This is a genomic window from Haloferax marinisediminis (genome assembly GCF_009674585.1).
In the GTDB taxonomy this organism is placed as follows: Archaea; Halobacteriota; Halobacteria; order Halobacteriales; family Haloferacaceae; genus Haloferax; species Haloferax marinisediminis.
Genome location: NZ_WKJP01000001.1, coordinates 1191281 through 1208522 on the forward strand (window position 1 = coordinate 1191281; position 17242 = coordinate 1208522).

Sequence of the window (17242 nt, forward strand, 5' to 3'; positions counted from 1 at the left end):
AATAAATGTCTTCTGCAAGTGAGGTTCATCTGTCGTGTGTGTCCGTCTTCTCGACGTGGATTGCGCTCCCAAAGTACTTGTGGAGTACCTCCCGGACCGAGTCAGCGTTGAACTCGTCGAGGTCGGCAGCGATGGCCTCCCGCAGGTCCGAGAGGGCGTCCTCGTCGGTTCGGAGTTCGGCGAACGAACAGGAGACGACTGGGACGTCCAGCCACGACTGGGCGAGTTGGCGGGCGTACACCGGGTCGTTCACTTCCCCGCGCCAGAGTGCGTCACGGAACAGCATCCACCCGGAGTCGCCGGGGGGCGGTGGGGTGACGCGGACTGTCGTCTCGAACTCCTGTGGGTCGGTGCTGACACCCGACGCTGTTTCGAGTCGAAAGCGCACAGTGAAGACGTACCTGAGGGACATCCCTACAACTCGGCGTCGAACAGGTCGGCGAGCCGCAGGTCCTTCTCGGTGATGCCGCCTTCTTCGTGACTCGTGAGGCGGACTTCCACCTTCTTGTACCGGATGGTTATCTCGGGGTGGTGGAACTCTTCTTCGGCGACTTCGCCGATGTCGGCGGCGAACGCCACACCGTCTAAGTAGTCGTCGAACTCGTAGACACGAACGATTTCGTCGCCGTCGCGGCTCCACGCTTCGCTCAGTTGGTCGTCGACGTCTGCGTCGGAGAGTACCTCGGCCATACCAAACGTGTCGTTCGGCGAACCGATAAGGATTCGCCCGGGTCATCGCAGACTGACGACGACGAACGCCGGCCCCCTCAGCGACCGGGTTCCACGGTGCCCGATGACGACGCGTCCGGTGACCGTCACACGGTCTCCTTCTTCGACGGTTGTCCCTCGGCCGACTCGCTCGTGGTCGTCACTTTGGTTGCATTCGTCACTCTGTTCGTGTCCGTCACCGACGAGAATCTTCCCGTCCGGCGGGACACGGACCGAAATCGTTCCAGTCCCGTCGTCGAGGACGAACGGACGGGTTGCCCGCCAACTGACTGCTGGGGCGTTCGTCTCGGTGGTTGTCCACGTGGCGATTGCCGGTCCCTCGCCGCCGACGTCGGTGACGTTCCCGGTGACCGTCGCTCGGGCCACGTCGGCGAGGTCACACACCTTCCGACTCGGCGTCGCCTCGACCAGCCGCCGGCACCGGCGCACGCGGAGTCGAGAGACGAATCGTCGGACGACTGAGTGGCCACGACCCACTCGACTGGAACCGACACCGCATCCGATTCTGTTTGGGCGTTCAGCCATCGGCGACGACTGTCGTTCATCTTGGGGGCGACCCGAGGTGTTCCAGACGGCAGGCGGGAAGTCCATCGAGGAAAGGTGGCCTCGGCATCGTATATGGACCTCCGCGGCGGGCCGTGCCTATCGGTCGTCAAAATACGGGGCGTTGTCGCTCAGTGGGGTGGGTACACTCGTTCAAAAGCAGTATCCGGAGGTCAGTCGTCCGAGAGTTGCTCGATGACGCGACGGGGAACTTCTTCGTCGGACGCCTCACGGTCGATGTCGGAGCGACCACCCTCGGGGACGTCCGTCTGCGAACTGGACGACTCCCGTGCGTCTGGCACCGCGTAGTCGTCGAATCCCGGGTCGAACAACCGCATCGCGGTCTGGATGGTTGTCCAGTCGTCGTCGCCGGCGGCGTCACGAAGACTCTTCGTCGGTGCCGAGAGCAGTTGGCCGATGAGCGCGTCTGCGAGCGATTCGACGGTCTCGCGCTGTTCGTCCGTCAGGTCGCCCTGTGCTTCTAACTTCGAGATGGCCGTCGAGACTTCACGGCGCTTGACGTGCTCTGCGGCTTCGTACATCGAACTAATCGCTTCGTCGGCGCGCTTGCGCTTGTAGGCGGCGAGGAGTCGGTCGAACTCCTCGTCTATCATCGTCTCGACCTGCTTTGCCGCCTGTTCGCGCTGGGCCGCCGTTCGGTCTGTCACCGTCTCCAGGTCGTCGATGTCGTGGACGCAGACACCGTCGAGTTCGTCGGCAGCCGGGTCGACATCACGGGGTTGGGCGATGTCGATGAGCATCGTCGAACCGGCGTCGCCGAGGTGGCTCGAATCGATGACGTACTCGGGACTGCTCGTCGCCGTGATGACGATGTCGGCAGTCGCGAGTAACGTGTCCATGCCTCCGAGACCCGCCGCATCGTCGATACCGGGGACCTCACGGGAGAGATATTCCGCGTGAGCGACGGTCCGGTTTGCGACGATCAACTCGGCGACGTCGACGGATGCGAGTGCCTTCGCAGCGAGTGTTCCCATCTCGCCAGCGCCAACGACGAGAGCGCGGGCGTCTTCGATTGGGTGGTCTAGTTCGGCCCGAGCGAGTCTGACGGCGGCGCTTCCGAGCGAGACGGCACCTTCGTTGATGGCGGTCTCGTTGCGGGCGCGTTCGCCCACGTGAATCGCTTTCATCAGCGCGTCTTCGAGCATCGAACCGATGCTACCGGCGTCGTGGGCCGCGTCAACGGCGCGCTTGAGTTGGCCGAGAATTTGGTCCTCACCGAGGACGAGTGATTCGAGGCCCGCCGCCACCCGCATGAGGTGGCGAAGGCTCTCTTCGTGGTCCATGTGGCGGACGCTCCCGTCTCGGACGTCGGGGGCGAAGTCTTCCAGCGCGCGACGGCCGTCGGCCGCGTCGTCGGTGACGACGTACGCTTCCGCACGGTTACACGTCTGCAAGGAGAACGCTTCGGTAACACCGTCACGCCTGAGAAGTCGGGCGACCACTGTCTCGACGTCGTCGCTCGAAGCGGATTCTATCTCTTGAACGCTCGCCCGGTCGTGGGCCACGCTCACACCAGAGATGACACCCGCGCTTCTCATGAATCACCTCGCTTTGTGTTTCTAATCACGCGCGCTGCCTCTCGTCGGGGGTTTGTATCCGCACTACGTAAAGCCTTCCAAACCGACGGGTCGCGGACGACGGCACGAATCGCGTCACGACGTTCGGCCGGTGTGCGGTCTGATTCTTTGAGTTCTGCCCGAAGGTTCGCTGTCAACTCGGCCATCGCGCCGGCACCGTCGAGTTCGTCCTCGATGCGTTCACGGAGGTACTTCGACAGGGCCGGACTCGACCCGCCAGTTGTGATGGCGACAGACACATCCCCGTCGTCGACGGTGGCGGGAACGACGACGCTCCCCGCCTCGCGCTCGCCGCTTCGGTCCGCTCGATTGACCAGTGCCCCCCGCGTTTTGGCCGCCTCGACGACGGCGTCGTTCACGTCCACGTCGCTCGTCGCCGCGACGGCGAGTGCCGGTGCAAAGCGGGCGAACCACTCGTCGATATCGTCGGGGGCGGGGGACGCACGAACGAGTTCGGCATCGCCAAAGTCGCAGTCCGCAAACTCGGGGCTGACGACGACAGTTCGGGTCTCTCGGGCGAATCGCCGGGCTTTCCGCGCGCCGACAGGCCCGCCTCCGAACACGAGGATGGTTTCGCCGGACAGGTCGTGGACCAGTGGTATCATCTCACTCCGTGTTGGCGTCTGCTCGCTCGTCCAGTCTAATTCCAGTCTTCTTCAAGATTCGGGTCGAAAACAGCGAATCCCAGTCGCCGTCGTCGACATCCCAGTAGTCGCTCATGACCTCGCGAACGCGCTCGATGCGGGCGTCGCTCTCTTCTTTCGACCGGCCGTGGGTCATCGCGAAGAAGTTGTACGGCCACACTCCCTCGTGTCGTGGCCGGCGGTAGCAGTGGGTGACGAAGTCGAGTGCGGCGATTTCGGGGCCGACCTCCATCACGATGTCGTCGGGGACGTTCCAGACGGTCATCCCGTTCTCGCTGTAGCCGAGTGCGTAGTGGTTCGGGATGACGCCGACGCGCCGGACCTTCCCTTCGACGTTGAAGCGTTTGATGGTCTCGACGACCCACGCGGTGTCCTGTCCGAGCGCCTCTGCAACGTCGGCGTAGGGCGTCTCGGTCACGGGGAGGCCGCCTTGAATCTCCAACACGAGGTCGCGTTCGTCGGGCGTGAGCATGCGCTCGCCAGATGGTTCGACCTCGGGACCGAGGTGCGAGAGGTCGAGGTCACCGTCGGAGATGGGGCCGTCGAGGAGGAACTTCGCACCGACGTGGAACTCGTGGAGCTTGGGCATGTTGTACGTCGGCTGTCCGGTCTCTGCCTCGATTTCACCGAGTACTTCGTCGACCCGTGACTCCGCGGCGACGGAGACGACGAACCACATGTTGAGGTGCGGGTGTTCGCGCTCGTAGTTGTGTGCGACTTCGCGGTGGGCGTTGACCTGTTCGGCCACCTCGTCGAATCGCTCTGGGGGCGCGTGCATGGCGACGAGCGTCGCTGTCCCCCCGATTTCTTCGGCGTTGACGAGCGCACCGAATCGAGAGAGGATGCCTTCGTCGTCGAGGAATTTGACGCGTTCACAGAGTTCCGACGCTGTCACGTCCACGCCGCGGTCCTGCAACGCCTTCGCTGCAGGTTCGAAAGGACGTTCGACGACGGGGAAGCCGCCCTGGAAGGCGTTGACGATGGCGCGGTCGAGACGAGAGAGGTCCGCGTCCGCCTGTATCATGAGCGTGAGTCAGGATGCGAAGGGAATAAACGACTCGCTTGTTCTCACACACCCACATCGGTCGCTGCGGCCGCTGAACTACCGCGACACCCGCGATTCTCTCAGACTGCCGCCGAGAAGATGAAGATAAAAACTGTTCAGGGAACGGGCGTGACGCGGTCGACGTTGTCCAGTGCGTCGAGTTCCTCGACGATGGCGTCGTGGTCGGCGGTCGCCTCGTAGTAGAACACGAGGTCGAACGTCCCCTCTCGGAGGAGTTGCTGGCACTCCCAGACGAACTCGTCGTCCTCGACGCTGAGGCCCTGGAACTGGTTCGACGAGAAGTTGGTGTCGTCGTTGCCGGCGTAAATCCACGCGTCGCCTTTGTCCGCGTGCTCGGAGATGACGTCGTTGATTGCGACGGTCAGTTCCTGCATCTCGAGGTCCTCACGGCCGCTGAGCGTCGTGTGGACGATAGCGCCGACCAACTCGATGTCGCCGGGTTCGAGCAGTGCGAGCGTTCGCTTGTAGAGGTCGTCGTCGATGGTCTCGCTCATGTCCGTCTCTTCTCGGGCAGGTACAAACGGATGGCGATTCGTCGGTCTGATTCCCCTCGCACTGGTCGGGCGACTGTTCTCTCGGCGGCCTGCACTGATTCTGTCGTCAGTTAGTCGGCACGACCCACAAGACACATAGGCTCGGCATGCAATCGACGGTACATGTTCGGGTGGGTCCGACGCGGCTTTCGACGCGCCTACGAGCGAGTGCTCCACCGGGAGATTGGCGACGGGCCGACACACGTCGCAATCATCCAAGACGGGAACCGGCGCTACGCGAGAAAGCGCGGTGACGACGCACCGGACGGCCATCGCGCCGGTGCACAGACGACCGAAAACGTCCTCGAATGGTGTGAAGAACTCGGCATCGAAGAGTTGACACTCTACGCCTTTTCGACCGAGAACTTCGACCGTCCGCCCGAGGAGCGAGAACATCTCTTCGACCTCTTCGAAAACAAACTGTACGAGTCTGTTCGCTCCGAACAGATCCACGACCGAGAAGTGGCCGTGCGAGTCATCGGAGAGGTAGACCGGCTCCCAGAACGGGTCCGCGATGCTGTCGAGTACGCCGAGTCAGAGACTGCCGACTACGATAAGTTCACGCTCAACATCGCCCTCGCGTACGGCGGACGAGCGGAACTGCTCAGCGCCGCCCGCGACGTCTGTCACGACGTCGAGGCGGGTAAGCTCTCAGCCGACGACGTAGACGTGGCGGCGGTCGATGCCCATCTCTCGCGGCAACCCGTCCGCGACGTGGACCTCATCATCCGCACCGGTGGCGACGAACGAATCTCGAACTTCCTGCCGTGGCACGCCAACGGCAACGAGGCGGCCGTCTACTTCTGTGCGCCCTACTGGCCGGAGTTCTCGAAAACCGACTTCCTCCGCGGCATCCGTACCTACGAGTCGCGAGAGAAGTCGTGGCAACGGACACGAACCGAACGCGCCGTCGCACTCGTTCGCGCCGTCGCCGAAGTCGAGTTCGAAGATGCCCGCGCCGTCGCCAGCCGACTCCGTGAGCAACTCTCTTCGTCGGGTGCCGACGAGGTGTCCGCCGAGTTGGCGAAACGGACCGACGAGACGGCTGACTGAGTGCCCCGCGAAGCGGTGGACTGAGTTCCAGAAACCTGATTCTGCGCTATTCGTCACCCTGTGCAGCGCCGGCGTCGACGACCCGCCCGTAGAATAGAATTGCGTCCGTCGGCCGGTCACGAATACAGAACAAGAACGGCCTGTCGAACCGGAGTTCGCCCCACGACGGCGGCAACGACTCCAGCATGACGACGGCCGTCGAGGCCGCCGCTTCGGTCCCTTCCTCGTCCACGGAGACGAACGTCTTGTGGAACACTTCGTCGATAGCGAGGCCGCTCTGGTCGCCGTCGACCATCCCGCTGAAGTCAGCGCCACCGCCGAACGCGATGGGCATGCCGAGGTCAGAGAGCGCTGTCGACAACTGCACCTCCGTCTCGAACTCGAAGCGAGGGAACACGAGCGACCCCGTCGCGTCGCTCATCTCTTGGAAGATGCCGAACAACCGGTCGGCAGTCAAGTTCTGCTCGAACTCTTCGAACGTGCCTTCGTCGGGGAGGATGAGTACCATCGACACGTCCTCACCGATGTACGGGAGTTCGACGGCCTGCGCACCGGGGACCGACGCGTAGTTCACTCGGTCCATCTCTCGATGCATGAGCGGAACCGTCGATTCGGTGCCGTCGAGCGCGGTGAACGTGCCGTCTTCGGTGTTCTCGGGGTCGAACTTGTGCAACCAACTCGCCATGAAGTAGATGGCGTTGGTGAGCACGAGCACCGTCTGTGGGGTAATCGAATCCGGTGGGAGTAGGTCTTCGATGCGGTCTTCGGTCTGGTCGGCCACCCAGTCGTTGATTCGTTCGCGCTCGCCGTCTGGATCGCCGGCGAAGTTCGCCTCACGGAGGCCTGCGCCGTAGTTCTCTTCCAGCAGTGCGAGGTAGTCTTCGGAGAACGGGTAACCCTCTCTTCCCCACAGGGCGTTCGCCACAGCCAACTGGAAGGCGTCGACCTCGCTGTCGTCGGCAGGGTCGGTAGCAGTCGCCCGACTGTCCAGTTTAGATTGCAGGTCGGCAAAGGCCGGGTGGACGTCGTCGCCGAGTGTGTAGTGGAGCGTCTCTTCCATCTGCTCGCGGGTGTCGCCACGAGCGCCAGCGTAGGTCATCGCCAGCGCGACAGAGATGCTGTACGGCGAGAGGAACTGGTTGCCGCCCGTGTTGGCCGCCAGATGGTTGTGCAGTTCGAGAGCGAACTCGGCGTTCCCCGCTGCGAGCGCGGCGAGTCGTTCGTCGTCGACGGTGGGTTCGCCAGTCGGTGGCTCTTCGGTCGGTGTGTCTGTTGGCGTCTCAGTCGGCGTGTTTGTGGAGGAGGGCGTGTCGGTTTCCGTCTCTGGTTGGGACCCACCGTCTCCCGTACACCCTGCCACGGTCGCGGCGACGAGTGCACCCGAGAGTGCGAGGAGTTCGCGACGGTTCATGCCGAACGGTTCATACGACTAACAATATGTCTTCTGTAGGCACACACAGGCGTTTGAGTTATCGCAGGCGTGACTCGCCCGCGAGATGGCAGTCACCTATCCAGCGGTGTGTTCACACCCGCTACGGCTCAGTATATGCTCCGTCACGACGTGTCTCTCTGCATGCACGTTCTGACAAAATACGTATTGAGCGCCGTCATCTCCTCGATTCTCGCCGTGATTCTCACGGTGTTCGTGTTTCAGTTGTCGACGGCGGACGCCGTCCAGACCGGACTTCTCGCGAGTGCTGTCGCAGTGGTCATCGTCTATCTGAACACGCGCCGGGAGGAGTCGGTGTCAGATGGGTCAGCGTAGCGGGAACGGCAGGAACGCTGCCACGTAATTCGGCCTACCGGCCGAACTTCTGTCGCACCCTCTGGGCGCGACAACGTTTGGACGGGCCGCTGACGCTCACCGTCCAAACCGCCTCTGTCTATCCTGATAGTCCCGCAACGCCCGCAGATAGTCGCGCTTTCGGAAATCCCGCCAGTTCACGTCGGTGAAGTAGAGTTCGGCGTACACCGACTGCCAAATCATGAAATCAGAGAGCCGCTCCGCACCCGTCTTGACGACGAAGTCGGGTTCGTCTGGGAACACGAGTCGCTCTTCGATGTCGGTTCCGTCGATGTCTTCGGGGTCCAACTCGCCCGCTTCGACTTCTTCCGCGAGCGACCGAACGACTGCGGCGAACTCGCGTTTTCCGCCGAGTCCGATGTTCACCTGCACGGGGGCGTCGGCGGGTTCGGTGTCACCGGGTTCACGGACCGCGATTGGATACGGCGTGTCCAGGTCACGGAGTTCGCGCGAGAGCGTCGGGACGACTGCCTCGTCGAGGACGCTCACCGAGATGGTGACGCGTTCGCTTCCGTACTCGAAGGCCCAGCGGACGAACTCTTCGAGGGTGGCGTACGCGCCTTGCTCTAACAGGTCGCGCTCGGTGATGACGAGTGCGACGTGTTCGGGGGCGCTCGCGTCGTCGAGACGGAACCGGAAGGCGAGGTAGTAGTCGTACAATCCCACAGAACTTGGTAGTCACCCGCGGGTCCCTAACGCTTCGGGTTTCGTGTCGATGGAGAGATGGGTCGGCATCGCTCGAGGCGCGTACTCCCCTCGTTTCTGGGGGACTCTGTCGGTCTCCGATGTCGGGAGGGTTAAGTGCGAGTCGGGGATACCGAACGGTGTGACTTCCACACTACGGCGAGCGGGTGGATTCGCGGTCGTCGGGACCTTGGCCCTCGCGGCCCCGAGTCTCGGCACTGCCGCGTTCGCACCCTTCGCCGCAGTCGCGCTCCTGGCGGCCTTCGTCATCGACGACGGGCCGCTCTTCGAGCTGTTCGCGCGACCCGGTGACCGCAAGGACGGCCGCCTCAATGGGCTGGCCGGGTTCTCCCTTGCAGCAACCGGACTCGCACTCCTGGCGACCGTTCCTCGGGTCGCGATGCCACTCACCGTGTTCGTCGCGGCCGTCCTGATACTCGCCTACGGAAATCTCGGTGCGCGACTGGTGGATACGCGTGTCGACGACGAGTTCTTGCACGCTGCTGGATTCGTCGCCGTCGGCCTTCTCGCCGGAACACTGGGACAGGTAACCGTCGCGAATATGACCGGCGAACCGATGGTTCTCGCCCGATTCATCTTCATCGCTGCGCTCGGGGCCCTCGTCGCGGCGCTGCTTCGGTCTGTCCTCTTCGAGCGCGACGACCCACTCGTCATGCTCTCGGTCGGTCTCGCGCTCTGGGGTGTCGACTGGTTGGCGGGCCCAATTACACCCGCACAGACGGGCGTCTCGCTCGCCATGACCGTCGCACTCGGATACGCCGCTTTCGCCCTCGGAACCGCGTCTGTCGCCGGCATGATAACCGGCGTCCTCCTCTTGCTCATCGCCGTCGTCTTCGGCGGATTCGGGTGGGCAGTCGTCCTCGCATCGTTCTTCGGCATCGGCGCACTCGCCACAAAGTTCCGCTACGACCGGAAAGCCGAACGCGGCGTCGCCGAAGAGAACGAAGGTGCACGGGGAACCGGGAACGTCCTCGGTAACTCCGCAGTGTCGCTCCTCGCCGTCGTGGGGTTCGCCACGATGGAGACGTTCGGGTACACGTTCGGAAGCAACCTGTTCGTCGTCGCCTTCGCCGGGTCCGTCGCGGCCGCGATGAGCGACACACTCTCCAGTGAAATCGGCGGCCTGTTCGACAACCCGCGACTCATCACGTCGCTCAAGCGAGTGCCGCCGGGAACCGACGGCGCGGTCACGTGGCAAGGAGAACTCGCTGGCGCTGTCGGATCGGCGTTCGTCGCCGGGAGTGCGTACGTGTTACTCCCGCTTCCGGGTACGACGGCAGCAGTCGCAGTTCTCGTCGGCGGCGTCATCGGCATGACCATCGATAGTCTGCTCGGTGCCACCGTCGAAGGTGCTGGCCTCGGAAACCAAGCCGTCAACTTCCTCATGACGCTCGGCGGCGCTCTGGGTGCGGCCGTCGTCTGGATTCCGCTGTGACCGTCCGCCCTGCACGACCCACCGACCGGGACGATATCTCGTCGCTCCAACGACTCGTTACGCACCCGTCTCCCGAACTACTCGACGCGTGGCCTACAGTCGGCACGCTGCTCGTCTCTGTCGATACCGACGACCACCCGGTCGGCTATCTCCTCGGCGTCGGTTCCCACCTCGCCGAACTCGCGGTTGCACCGAGCGCCCGGCGAGAGGGGCGCGCCACTGCACTCATCGAGGCGTATCACGAACGCCACATGGACGCGTCGCTCACGTTGTTCGTACATCCCGAAAACGACGGTGCGCGAGCGTGCTACGACGCACTCGGATTCCAGCACGACGCGCGTGTCACAGACGCGTTCGACGGCGACGACGCGATTCGACTCGTCTACGACGGGTGAGCAACCCCTACGTCAGGAGTTGGTCGGAGGTCCTGACGCGGACGCTGACTGGTTTCTTCACGTACTCGCCTTTCGAGCGAGCGACGACGTCGCTGACACCACGCTGGGCCGCGATGTCGATGAGTTTCTGACTCGCCTCGCCGTCGACGACTACGAGTCGCGGGACCGAGTCTGTGTGTTCGAGCGTGTCGTAAATCTTCTCGACGGCAACCTCGTCGAGCAGGTTGAGGTCCGAATCGAGGAGGCGGGCTAACCCACTGCCGTCGGAAATCGTCTCACGGACGTGGTCCGAGAGGGACATCGACGGTTGGACGGGCTCGACCGCTTCTGCGACTGCTTCGACTTCAGGGTCGCTGAGTACGTCGGCGTCGGCGGTGGTGTCGGCTGAGGTGTCGGCGGTGGCGGCCGTGTTCGCGGTCTTTTCGACGGTGACCGCGCCGCCGGTGTCGGAACTCGCCTCGGTGACCGCATCGGTGGGGGCGTCTGCGGATGGAGTCGACGACGAATCGTCAGTCGTCGGCGACTCCGGTCGAGGGTCCGACGGAACACCTGCCGCTCCGGTGGCAGCAGCGACGGCGGCACGGAAGTTGCCGTCGTCCGGAAGCGACGAAAAGGCCACTTTGTTCCGGAGTGCGCGGATAACCGCGCCGCGGTCGAGGTCCTCGACAGACTGGGCGTCGGGGGCGAACGCGACGTAATCGACGTCGCCGACCTGCGAGAGTTCGCGGAGGATGAGTTCGCCGCCTCGGTCGCCGTCTAAGAACGCCGTGACGGTGCGTTCCTGTGTGAGCGAGGCGACGTCGTCGGGGATGTTGGTCCCCTCGACGGCGACGGCGTTCTTGATGCCGTATCGGAGGAGCGTCAGTACGTCTGCCCGACCTTCGACGACGATGATGGCGTCCGAGTCGGCCACGCGCGGTCCCGCCGGGAGGTCGTGGTACTCGGTGATGTCTTCGACGCGAACGCTCTCTTTGACCTCTTCGAGAATCTCCGAGGAGGTCATGACGGTGTCGTCGAACGACTCCGTGAGCAGTTCTTTGGCGCGTTCGACGACCATCCGGCGCTTGGCTTCGCGAACGTCTTCGATGTTCGTGACTTCGATGACTGCCTGACACGGGCCGACGCGCGTGAGCGTCTCCAGCGAGGCCGCGAGGATGGCCGTCTCGACCTTGTCGAGACTGCTCGCGATGGTCATTTGGCCGAACGAGTGGCCGTTTTCGGAGTCTATCTGTACGTCTATCCGTCCGACCTTGGAGGACTGTTGGAGGTCACGGAGGTCGAGGTCGTCGCCGAGGAGGCCTTCGGTTTGCCCGAAGATGGCACCGACCACGTCGCTCCGTTCGACCACCCCGTCGGCGGAGATGGAGGCGTGAATGAGATATTTTGCAGTGTCGTCCATTGGTGAAACCCTCCCGAAGGAGGTGATGATGTGATGATTGTGATGATGTCATGGGTGGAACCCACGAACGTCTTTATATAAGTCGTGCCCGAGGGAAATATCTATCGTGGCCGACGAATCGAATGCGAGCGTCGTCCGGTTTTCCTTCGACAGTCGGTTATTCTGCGTGCTCCTCGCGGCGGAGTGCGGCGACCGTTTCGCCAGATTCTCTACAGAACTCGGCCGGGTCTGCTGGGTCGTCGTGTTCGACGATTGCCCACTCGACGAACCCTTCCTCGCGGGCGACGGCGAGGCACTCGTCGATATCGAGGTCACCCTCGCCGAGCGAGACGGGACGCCCACCTCGCTCTGCAGCTTCGTCGAGGACGACGTCTTTCAGGTGGACGATCGGCGTCCGGTCGGCGTATCGGTCGAGATACGTGGCAGGGTCGTGGCCGGCAGCGAGTACCCACGCGAGGTCGAGTTCGAATCCGATGCCAGACTCTTCGGCGAGTCTGTCGAGTGCAGGTTCTCCCTCGACGGTCCGGAGTTCGTGCTCGTGGTTGTGATACAGGAGTCTGAAGCCTCGGTCGTCACACCGTGCGGTCAGGTCGTCGAGTCTGTGTGCCGTCTCGTCGACGGTTTCGGCGTCTGCAAACGCTTCGGGCGGGAGATACGGCACGACGAGTGTTTCGACACCCAGTGACCCATACCGGTCACAGACCGCGTCGAGGTCAGATTCGAACTCCTCGATGGGGACGTGTGCAGCGGGCGCTGTGAGACCCGCGTCAGAGAGGGATTGTGTGGTCGCGTCGTCGTCGTCGACGCCTGCGAACTCGACACCATCGAACCCGGCTTCTGCGGCGCGTTCGACGAGCGACGAGGTCGACTCTTCGAGATTTCGGAGTGAGTAGAGTTGGACGCCAAACTTCATACATCACCGACTCACAGGCGGCGGTAGAAATTGTTCCGGCTACGACAAGTGCCGGGTGGACGCGACTCCGACAGTGTTCTCTTCGGTGACGAATCCCCCACGTGAGCGGAATTCCATCTCGTCAACGCCATATGAACGACTGGTTGACTCCGAAAACGGTCTTTGAAGAGAATTTTTCTTCGATAAGATACAACGTAGGTCAACAGAGTAAGATTTACGTCCTATTGTTAACTATAATCTCCAAGAATGACGAGAGCACGTATCGACTACGTCTGGATTGCGACGTTCGCGATTCTCGTGACGTTCGCCGTCCCGTGGTTCCTCTGGGGAGACAGTCGGGTGTTCGCTGGGCTTCCACTGTGGCTCTGGTGGCACATCGGTTGGATGGGCCTGGCGACAGTGGTCTTCTATCTGTTCACGCGGAACGCGTGGGACCGTGGAATGGCCGAGGGGACCCGCTGATGGTGTCCGCACTCGGCATCCAACTCGGCGTCATCGGCGCGTACCTCGTGGTCGCCCTCGCCGTCGGGTTACTCGCCTACCGTCTCACGAGCAGAGACGCCGAAGATTACTACCTCGCCGGCCGCTCTATCGGGACTGTCGTCCTGCTTTTCACCACCTTCGCGACGCTCCTGTCCGCGTTCACCTTCTTCGGTGGCCCGGACCTCGCGTTCCGCGCTGGCCCCGAGTGGATTCTGGTGATGGGCGTCATGGACGGCGTCCTGTTCGCCATCCTCTGGTACGTCGTCGGATACAAACAGTGGCTCGTCGGCAAGGCCCACGGCTACGTGACGCTCGGTGAGATGCTCGGCGACCGCTTTGGGTCGAAGCGACTCCGTGCCCTCGTCGCGGGTATCAGCCTCTTTTGGCTGTTCCCGTACGTGATGCTGCAGCAGATGGGTGCGGGTGAGGCCATCGTCGGCCTCACGAACGGCATCGTGCCGTACTGGGCCGGTGCTGCGGGCATCACGGTGTTCATGATTGCCTACGTCGTCATCGCCGGTCTCCGTGGAGTCGCGTGGACAGACACGCTTCAGGGGCTGTTCATGCTCGGCGTCGTCTGGCTTGCGGTCGGCTGGGTCGCGACCGCCGCAGGTGGTCCCACTGCGCTCTCGAACGCCCTCACGACGAACAAACCCGAGTTCCTCGCACTCGGTGGCGGCCTCTACTCCCCACAGTTCATCATCTCGACGGCCGTCACCATCGCGTTCGGCGTGGCGATGTTCCCACAGATCAACCAACGATTCTTCGTCGCCAAGTCCGCGACTGTCCTCAAGCGCTCGTTCGCGCTGTGGCCCGTACTCGTCGTCTTGCTGTTCGTGCCCGCGTTCATCCTCGGTACGTGGGCGGCCGGTCTCGGTATCTCGGTCCCCGAGGGTGCGAACGTCCTTCCCGTGCTCCTCAACGAGTACACGCCCGTCTGGTTCGCTGCGCTCGTCGTCGCCGGCGCGATGGCCGCGATGATGTCCTCGTCGGACTCGATGCTCCTCTCGGGGTCGTCGTACTTCACCCGTGACCTCTACCGGCCGTTCGTCGATGCCTCGCTGTCCGACGCCCGCGAGGCGTGGATTGCGCGCATCGGTGTCGCTCTCTTCGCGACGCTGACGTTCGTCGCCAGTCTGTTCCGACCCGGTACTCTCATCGAAGTCGGTGACACGGCCTTCGGTGGATTCGCACAGATGGCCCTCCCCGTAATCATCGCGCTCTACTGGGCGAAGACCACGCGCTCGGGCATGTTCGCAGGCATCATCGGTGGACAGGCGTTCTACCTCGCCCACGTCTTCCTTCCAGCGGTCGAACTCGGCGGCGTCACCGTCCTCGGGCCGACGTACCTGACGTGGGACTTCGCGCTCTGGGGGATGTTGCTCTCGGCCATCTTGACGCTCGGTGTCTCCTCGCTGACTGCTGCTGCCCCTGAGGAGAATCAGAGCCGGTTCTCTGAAGGCCTACGCGCCGACTGAGTAGCCTTTTTAGTTCTCTCTTCACCCTTTTTCTTCCTCTCCACACGCCCGGTGACCGACACCCTCCACCGAGGTGGGGTTTATTCTTCTGTAGAACGATGATCCATCCATGCCTGAAGAAGTTCTGTTCAAATCGGAGAGTCGCCAGTCGAGAGCCGAAATCGCGTCGTACCTTCGTGCCATCGCCGACAAACTCGACGCCGGCGAGCCAATCACGCTGAAAGCAGGCAACCAGTCTGTGACGATGGACCCTCCAGCCTCGCCGACGTTCGAAGTGAAGGCCGAACGCGAAGGTCCCGCTGGGCAACCCGGCGAACTGAGCGTCGAATTCGAACTGGAGTGGGACGAAGACGGCGGTGACGGCGGCAACGGCGGCCAGTTAGAAATCGAGTAAGCGCAGCGCCCACTCGACCGCTCGACAGACAGATAATCTTTTGACAGTTCTACGAGTCGTCAGTCGTCCATGCAGATTCGACCGTGTTCTGACGCGGACATCGCGTCACTCGTCGACGACCTGTGGTTGCCGTTCGCCGAGGAGATGGGTGGTATCGACCAGTACGACGCACTGGCGACGGACGTAGACGTTCGAACCGAGGCGGTCGAGTACCGGCGAGCGCAACTCGCCGACGAAGACACCGAGACGTTCGTCGCAGTCGACGACGAGGGACGACGACTCGTCGGCTATACGACCGTCTCGTACGCCGAGTCACCACCTGTCTTCGCCAGAGGGCCAGTCGCGAAGGTGAAGGATCTCTACGTCGCGCCAGCGGCACGCGGAGACGGCCTCGGGACGAGGTTACTCGAACGAGCGCACGAGTGGGGACGCGAGCGTGGGTGTGAACGGGTCGCGTTGAGCGTTCACGCCCGCAACGAGGGTGCGCGCGCTTGTTACGAGTCCATGGGATACGAGACGCGATACCTGAAGATGGACCGGTCACTGTGAGGGAGTCCGGCGGGTGTGAATCGGCAAGCGAGGAGACGTCTATCCCCTCCATCTCAGGGGGCCGATTCGGCCACCAAACCCGAACTCTCAAATCTACCCAAACTAACCCCCGCGCATGAACGAGTCGGGTTACCAGGTGCTGATGGAGCAAGACGTGCTCCGTCGCCGTTTAGACGACGGTGACCTGCCTGAGTGGGCGGAACAGCACTACGAGACGTTCCGCGAGACGATGCTCGGCGACAACGACGGCGCGCCGTTCCCGTGCTACTTCGGCGTCGAATCCGAGCGACAGGGAGACGCGCTGTACACGTTCGTCGACTCGATGACCGACAAAGACGCCCTCTTGGCACTTCGCGACACGCTCTTGGAGTACCTCGACGTCTACCGCGACTACTCCGAGGCCTGCTCGCTCGTCGCGTTCTTCAGACCGCCTGCGGAGGACCTGACGGAAGCAGACTACCACGAACGCCTGTGGCACATCCTCCAGTTCCTCCACGTGCACGACACCGAACCGTGGCCCGCGGATATCCCGACCGACCCCGACGACTCGACGTGGGAGTTCTCCTTCGGTGGCGAGCCTATCTTCCCGACGACGCGCGCACCGTTCTACGACGACCGACTCAGTCGCTACTGTCCGTGGGGCCTCGAAATCACGTTCCAGCCACGCTCGCTGTTCGACGGCATCACCGCCGACACCGAGGCCGGACAGAAAGCCCGCGAAGTCATCCAGAACCGCCTCGAAGCGTACGACGGAGTCTGCCCCCACGCCGACCTCGGTGACTGGGGTGTCGACGGCGACCGCGAGTGGCCGCAGTACATGTTCTCGTCGGACGAGTCGCAAGCACCCGACGAATGCCCGATTCGAATCGCGCGTGAGCATCCGAAGGTGCCCGTCACATCGGTGGACAACTCACTGTCGCCGGCCGACGACTGATGTCCGACTTCGACCTTCCCGCAGACACCGTCCTCGTCTGTATCGACATGCAGGTCGGCTTCGACACCCCCGCGTGGGGTGAACGAAACAACCCCGAGATGGAAGCACGCGTCGCCGACCTCCTCGCGGCGTGGCGCAACTCGAGTTCTCCCGTGGTCCACGTCCGCCACGATTCCACGGAACCAAACTCACCGCTCCGACGTGACAGCGAAGGGTTCGACTGGAAACCAGAGTCCGAACCCGTCGAGGGAGAACGGGTGTTTACGAAGCGCGTCAACAGCGGGTTCATCGGCACCGACCTCGAATCGTGGCTCCGCGACCACGACTACACGACACTCGTCGTCTGCGGTCTCACGACCGACCACTGCGTCTCCACGACGACCCGGATGGCCGAGAACCTCGGATTCGACGTTTTCCTCCCCGAAGACGCGGTTGCGACGTTCGGCCGCGAAGGACACGACGGGACGCACTACTCCGCCGACGAGATGCACCGGACAGCCCTGACTCACTTGAACCGAGAGTTCGCTACCGTTGTCGAGACGGCCGACGTGCTGGCGACTCGCTGACTGGGCGACCGACCACCCACT

At 63.1% G+C, this 17242-nt stretch carries 21 protein-coding genes; 10 read left to right on the forward strand and 11 right to left on the reverse strand.

The window, feature by feature from the left end; genetic code table 11:
• Positions 1–25: 25 nt before the first annotated feature.
• The 7 genes from lwrS to GJR98_RS06205 all read right to left on the reverse strand — a co-directional run bounded on the left by lwrS (position 26) and on the right by GJR98_RS06205 (position 5074).
• Positions 26–412, reverse strand: a complete 387-nt coding sequence (gene lwrS / locus GJR98_RS06175) for an LWR-salt protein (protein WP_151136516.1) — start codon at positions 410–412, stop codon at positions 26–28.
• Positions 413–414: 2 nt separating this feature from the next.
• The gene (locus GJR98_RS06180; RefSeq protein ID WP_151136518.1) at positions 415–690 is read right to left on the reverse strand and encodes a 4a-hydroxytetrahydrobiopterin dehydratase; all 276 of its coding nucleotides are present in this window, start codon (positions 688–690) and stop codon (positions 415–417) included.
• Positions 691–732: 42 nt separating this feature from the next.
• Positions 733–1320 (reverse strand): hypothetical protein, encoded by a 588-nt coding sequence (locus GJR98_RS06185; RefSeq protein ID WP_151136520.1) that lies wholly within the window; start codon positions 1318–1320, stop codon positions 733–735.
• Between the two features lie 125 nt (positions 1321–1445).
• On the reverse strand, positions 1446–2831 hold the full coding sequence (gene hemA / locus GJR98_RS06190) for a glutamyl-tRNA reductase (protein WP_151136522.1): 1386 nt from the start codon (positions 2829–2831) through the stop codon (positions 1446–1448).
• The gene (locus GJR98_RS06195) at positions 2828–3475 is read right to left on the reverse strand and encodes a precorrin-2 dehydrogenase/sirohydrochlorin ferrochelatase family protein (RefSeq protein ID WP_151136524.1); all 648 of its coding nucleotides are present in this window, start codon (positions 3473–3475) and stop codon (positions 2828–2830) included. Before GJR98_RS06195 ends, hemA begins: the two co-directional genes overlap by 4 nt.
• Position 3476: 1 nt before the next feature.
• Positions 3477–4538 carry a siroheme decarboxylase subunit beta gene (ahbB, locus tag GJR98_RS06200; protein WP_151136527.1) on the reverse strand — a complete coding sequence of 354 codons (1062 nt, stop codon included), beginning with the start codon at positions 4536–4538 and terminating at the stop codon, positions 3477–3479.
• A gap of 137 nt (positions 4539–4675) precedes the next feature.
• A complete protein-coding gene (locus tag GJR98_RS06205; protein WP_151136529.1) occupies positions 4676–5074 on the reverse strand; it encodes a DUF5778 family protein in 399 nt (132 codons plus the stop codon).
• A 162-nt stretch (positions 5075–5236) separates the two neighbouring features.
• Between GJR98_RS06205 and uppS the strand changes: the two genes are divergently transcribed.
• Entirely contained in the window at positions 5237–6166 is a 930-nt protein-coding gene (gene uppS, locus GJR98_RS06210) for a polyprenyl diphosphate synthase (protein WP_151136531.1), read from the forward strand.
• A 46-nt stretch (positions 6167–6212) separates the two neighbouring features.
• On the opposite strand, the gene GJR98_RS06215 is transcribed toward uppS, so the two are convergent.
• Positions 6213–7577: a serpin family protein gene (locus GJR98_RS06215; RefSeq protein ID WP_151136533.1), complete on the reverse strand. Its 1365-nt coding sequence runs from the start codon at positions 7575–7577 to the stop codon at positions 6213–6215.
• 162 nt (positions 7578–7739) lie between these two features.
• Between GJR98_RS06215 and GJR98_RS06220 the strand changes: the two genes are divergently transcribed.
• On the forward strand, positions 7740–7931 hold the full coding sequence (locus tag GJR98_RS06220) for a hypothetical protein (protein ID WP_151136535.1): 192 nt from the start codon (positions 7740–7742) through the stop codon (positions 7929–7931).
• A gap of 96 nt (positions 7932–8027) precedes the next feature.
• On the opposite strand, the gene GJR98_RS06225 is transcribed toward GJR98_RS06220, so the two are convergent.
• On the reverse strand, positions 8028–8636 hold the full coding sequence (locus GJR98_RS06225) for an undecaprenyl diphosphate synthase family protein (protein WP_151136537.1): 609 nt from the start codon (positions 8634–8636) through the stop codon (positions 8028–8030).
• Between the two features lie 160 nt (positions 8637–8796).
• Between GJR98_RS06225 and GJR98_RS06230 the strand changes: the two genes are divergently transcribed.
• Positions 8797–10110, forward strand: a complete 1314-nt coding sequence (locus tag GJR98_RS06230; RefSeq protein WP_151136539.1) for a DUF92 domain-containing protein — start codon at positions 8797–8799, stop codon at positions 10108–10110.
• Positions 10107–10505, forward strand: a complete 399-nt coding sequence (locus GJR98_RS06235; RefSeq protein WP_151136542.1) for a GNAT family N-acetyltransferase — start codon at positions 10107–10109, stop codon at positions 10503–10505. Before GJR98_RS06230 ends, GJR98_RS06235 begins: the two co-directional genes overlap by 4 nt.
• A gap of 7 nt (positions 10506–10512) precedes the next feature.
• On the opposite strand, the gene dnaG is transcribed toward GJR98_RS06235, so the two are convergent.
• Both dnaG and GJR98_RS06245 read right to left on the reverse strand, forming a co-directional pair.
• Complete coding sequence (gene dnaG, locus GJR98_RS06240) at positions 10513–11904, reverse strand: DNA primase DnaG (RefSeq protein ID WP_151136544.1); 1392 nt, start codon at positions 11902–11904, stop codon at positions 10513–10515.
• 157 nt (positions 11905–12061) lie between these two features.
• The gene (locus tag GJR98_RS06245) at positions 12062–12817 is read right to left on the reverse strand and encodes a sugar phosphate isomerase/epimerase family protein (protein ID WP_151136546.1); all 756 of its coding nucleotides are present in this window, start codon (positions 12815–12817) and stop codon (positions 12062–12064) included.
• Positions 12818–13063: 246 nt separating this feature from the next.
• On the opposite strand from GJR98_RS06245, the gene GJR98_RS06250 reads away from it, so the two are divergent.
• The 6 genes from GJR98_RS06250 to GJR98_RS06275 all read left to right on the forward strand — a co-directional run bounded on the left by GJR98_RS06250 (position 13064) and on the right by GJR98_RS06275 (position 17221).
• Positions 13064–13279, forward strand: coding sequence for a DUF3311 domain-containing protein (locus GJR98_RS06250; RefSeq protein WP_151136548.1), 216 nt, complete (start codon positions 13064–13066; stop codon positions 13277–13279).
• Positions 13279–14778 carry a sodium:solute symporter family protein gene (locus tag GJR98_RS06255; protein WP_151136550.1) on the forward strand — a complete coding sequence of 500 codons (1500 nt, stop codon included), beginning with the start codon at positions 13279–13281 and terminating at the stop codon, positions 14776–14778. The genes GJR98_RS06250 and GJR98_RS06255 overlap by 1 nt, the downstream gene beginning before the upstream one ends.
• Before the next feature lie 109 nt (positions 14779–14887).
• Entirely contained in the window at positions 14888–15172 is a 285-nt protein-coding gene (locus GJR98_RS06260) for an amphi-Trp domain-containing protein (protein WP_151136552.1), read from the forward strand.
• 69 nt (positions 15173–15241) lie between these two features.
• Entirely contained in the window at positions 15242–15721 is a 480-nt protein-coding gene (locus GJR98_RS06265) for a GNAT family N-acetyltransferase (protein ID WP_151136554.1), read from the forward strand.
• 115 nt (positions 15722–15836) lie between these two features.
• Entirely contained in the window at positions 15837–16655 is an 819-nt protein-coding gene (locus tag GJR98_RS06270; protein WP_151136556.1) for a YqcI/YcgG family protein, read from the forward strand.
• Positions 16655–17221 carry a cysteine hydrolase family protein gene (locus GJR98_RS06275; protein WP_151136558.1) on the forward strand — a complete coding sequence of 189 codons (567 nt, stop codon included), beginning with the start codon at positions 16655–16657 and terminating at the stop codon, positions 17219–17221. The genes GJR98_RS06270 and GJR98_RS06275 overlap by 1 nt, the downstream gene beginning before the upstream one ends.
• The last annotated feature ends 21 nt before the right edge of the window (positions 17222–17242 follow it).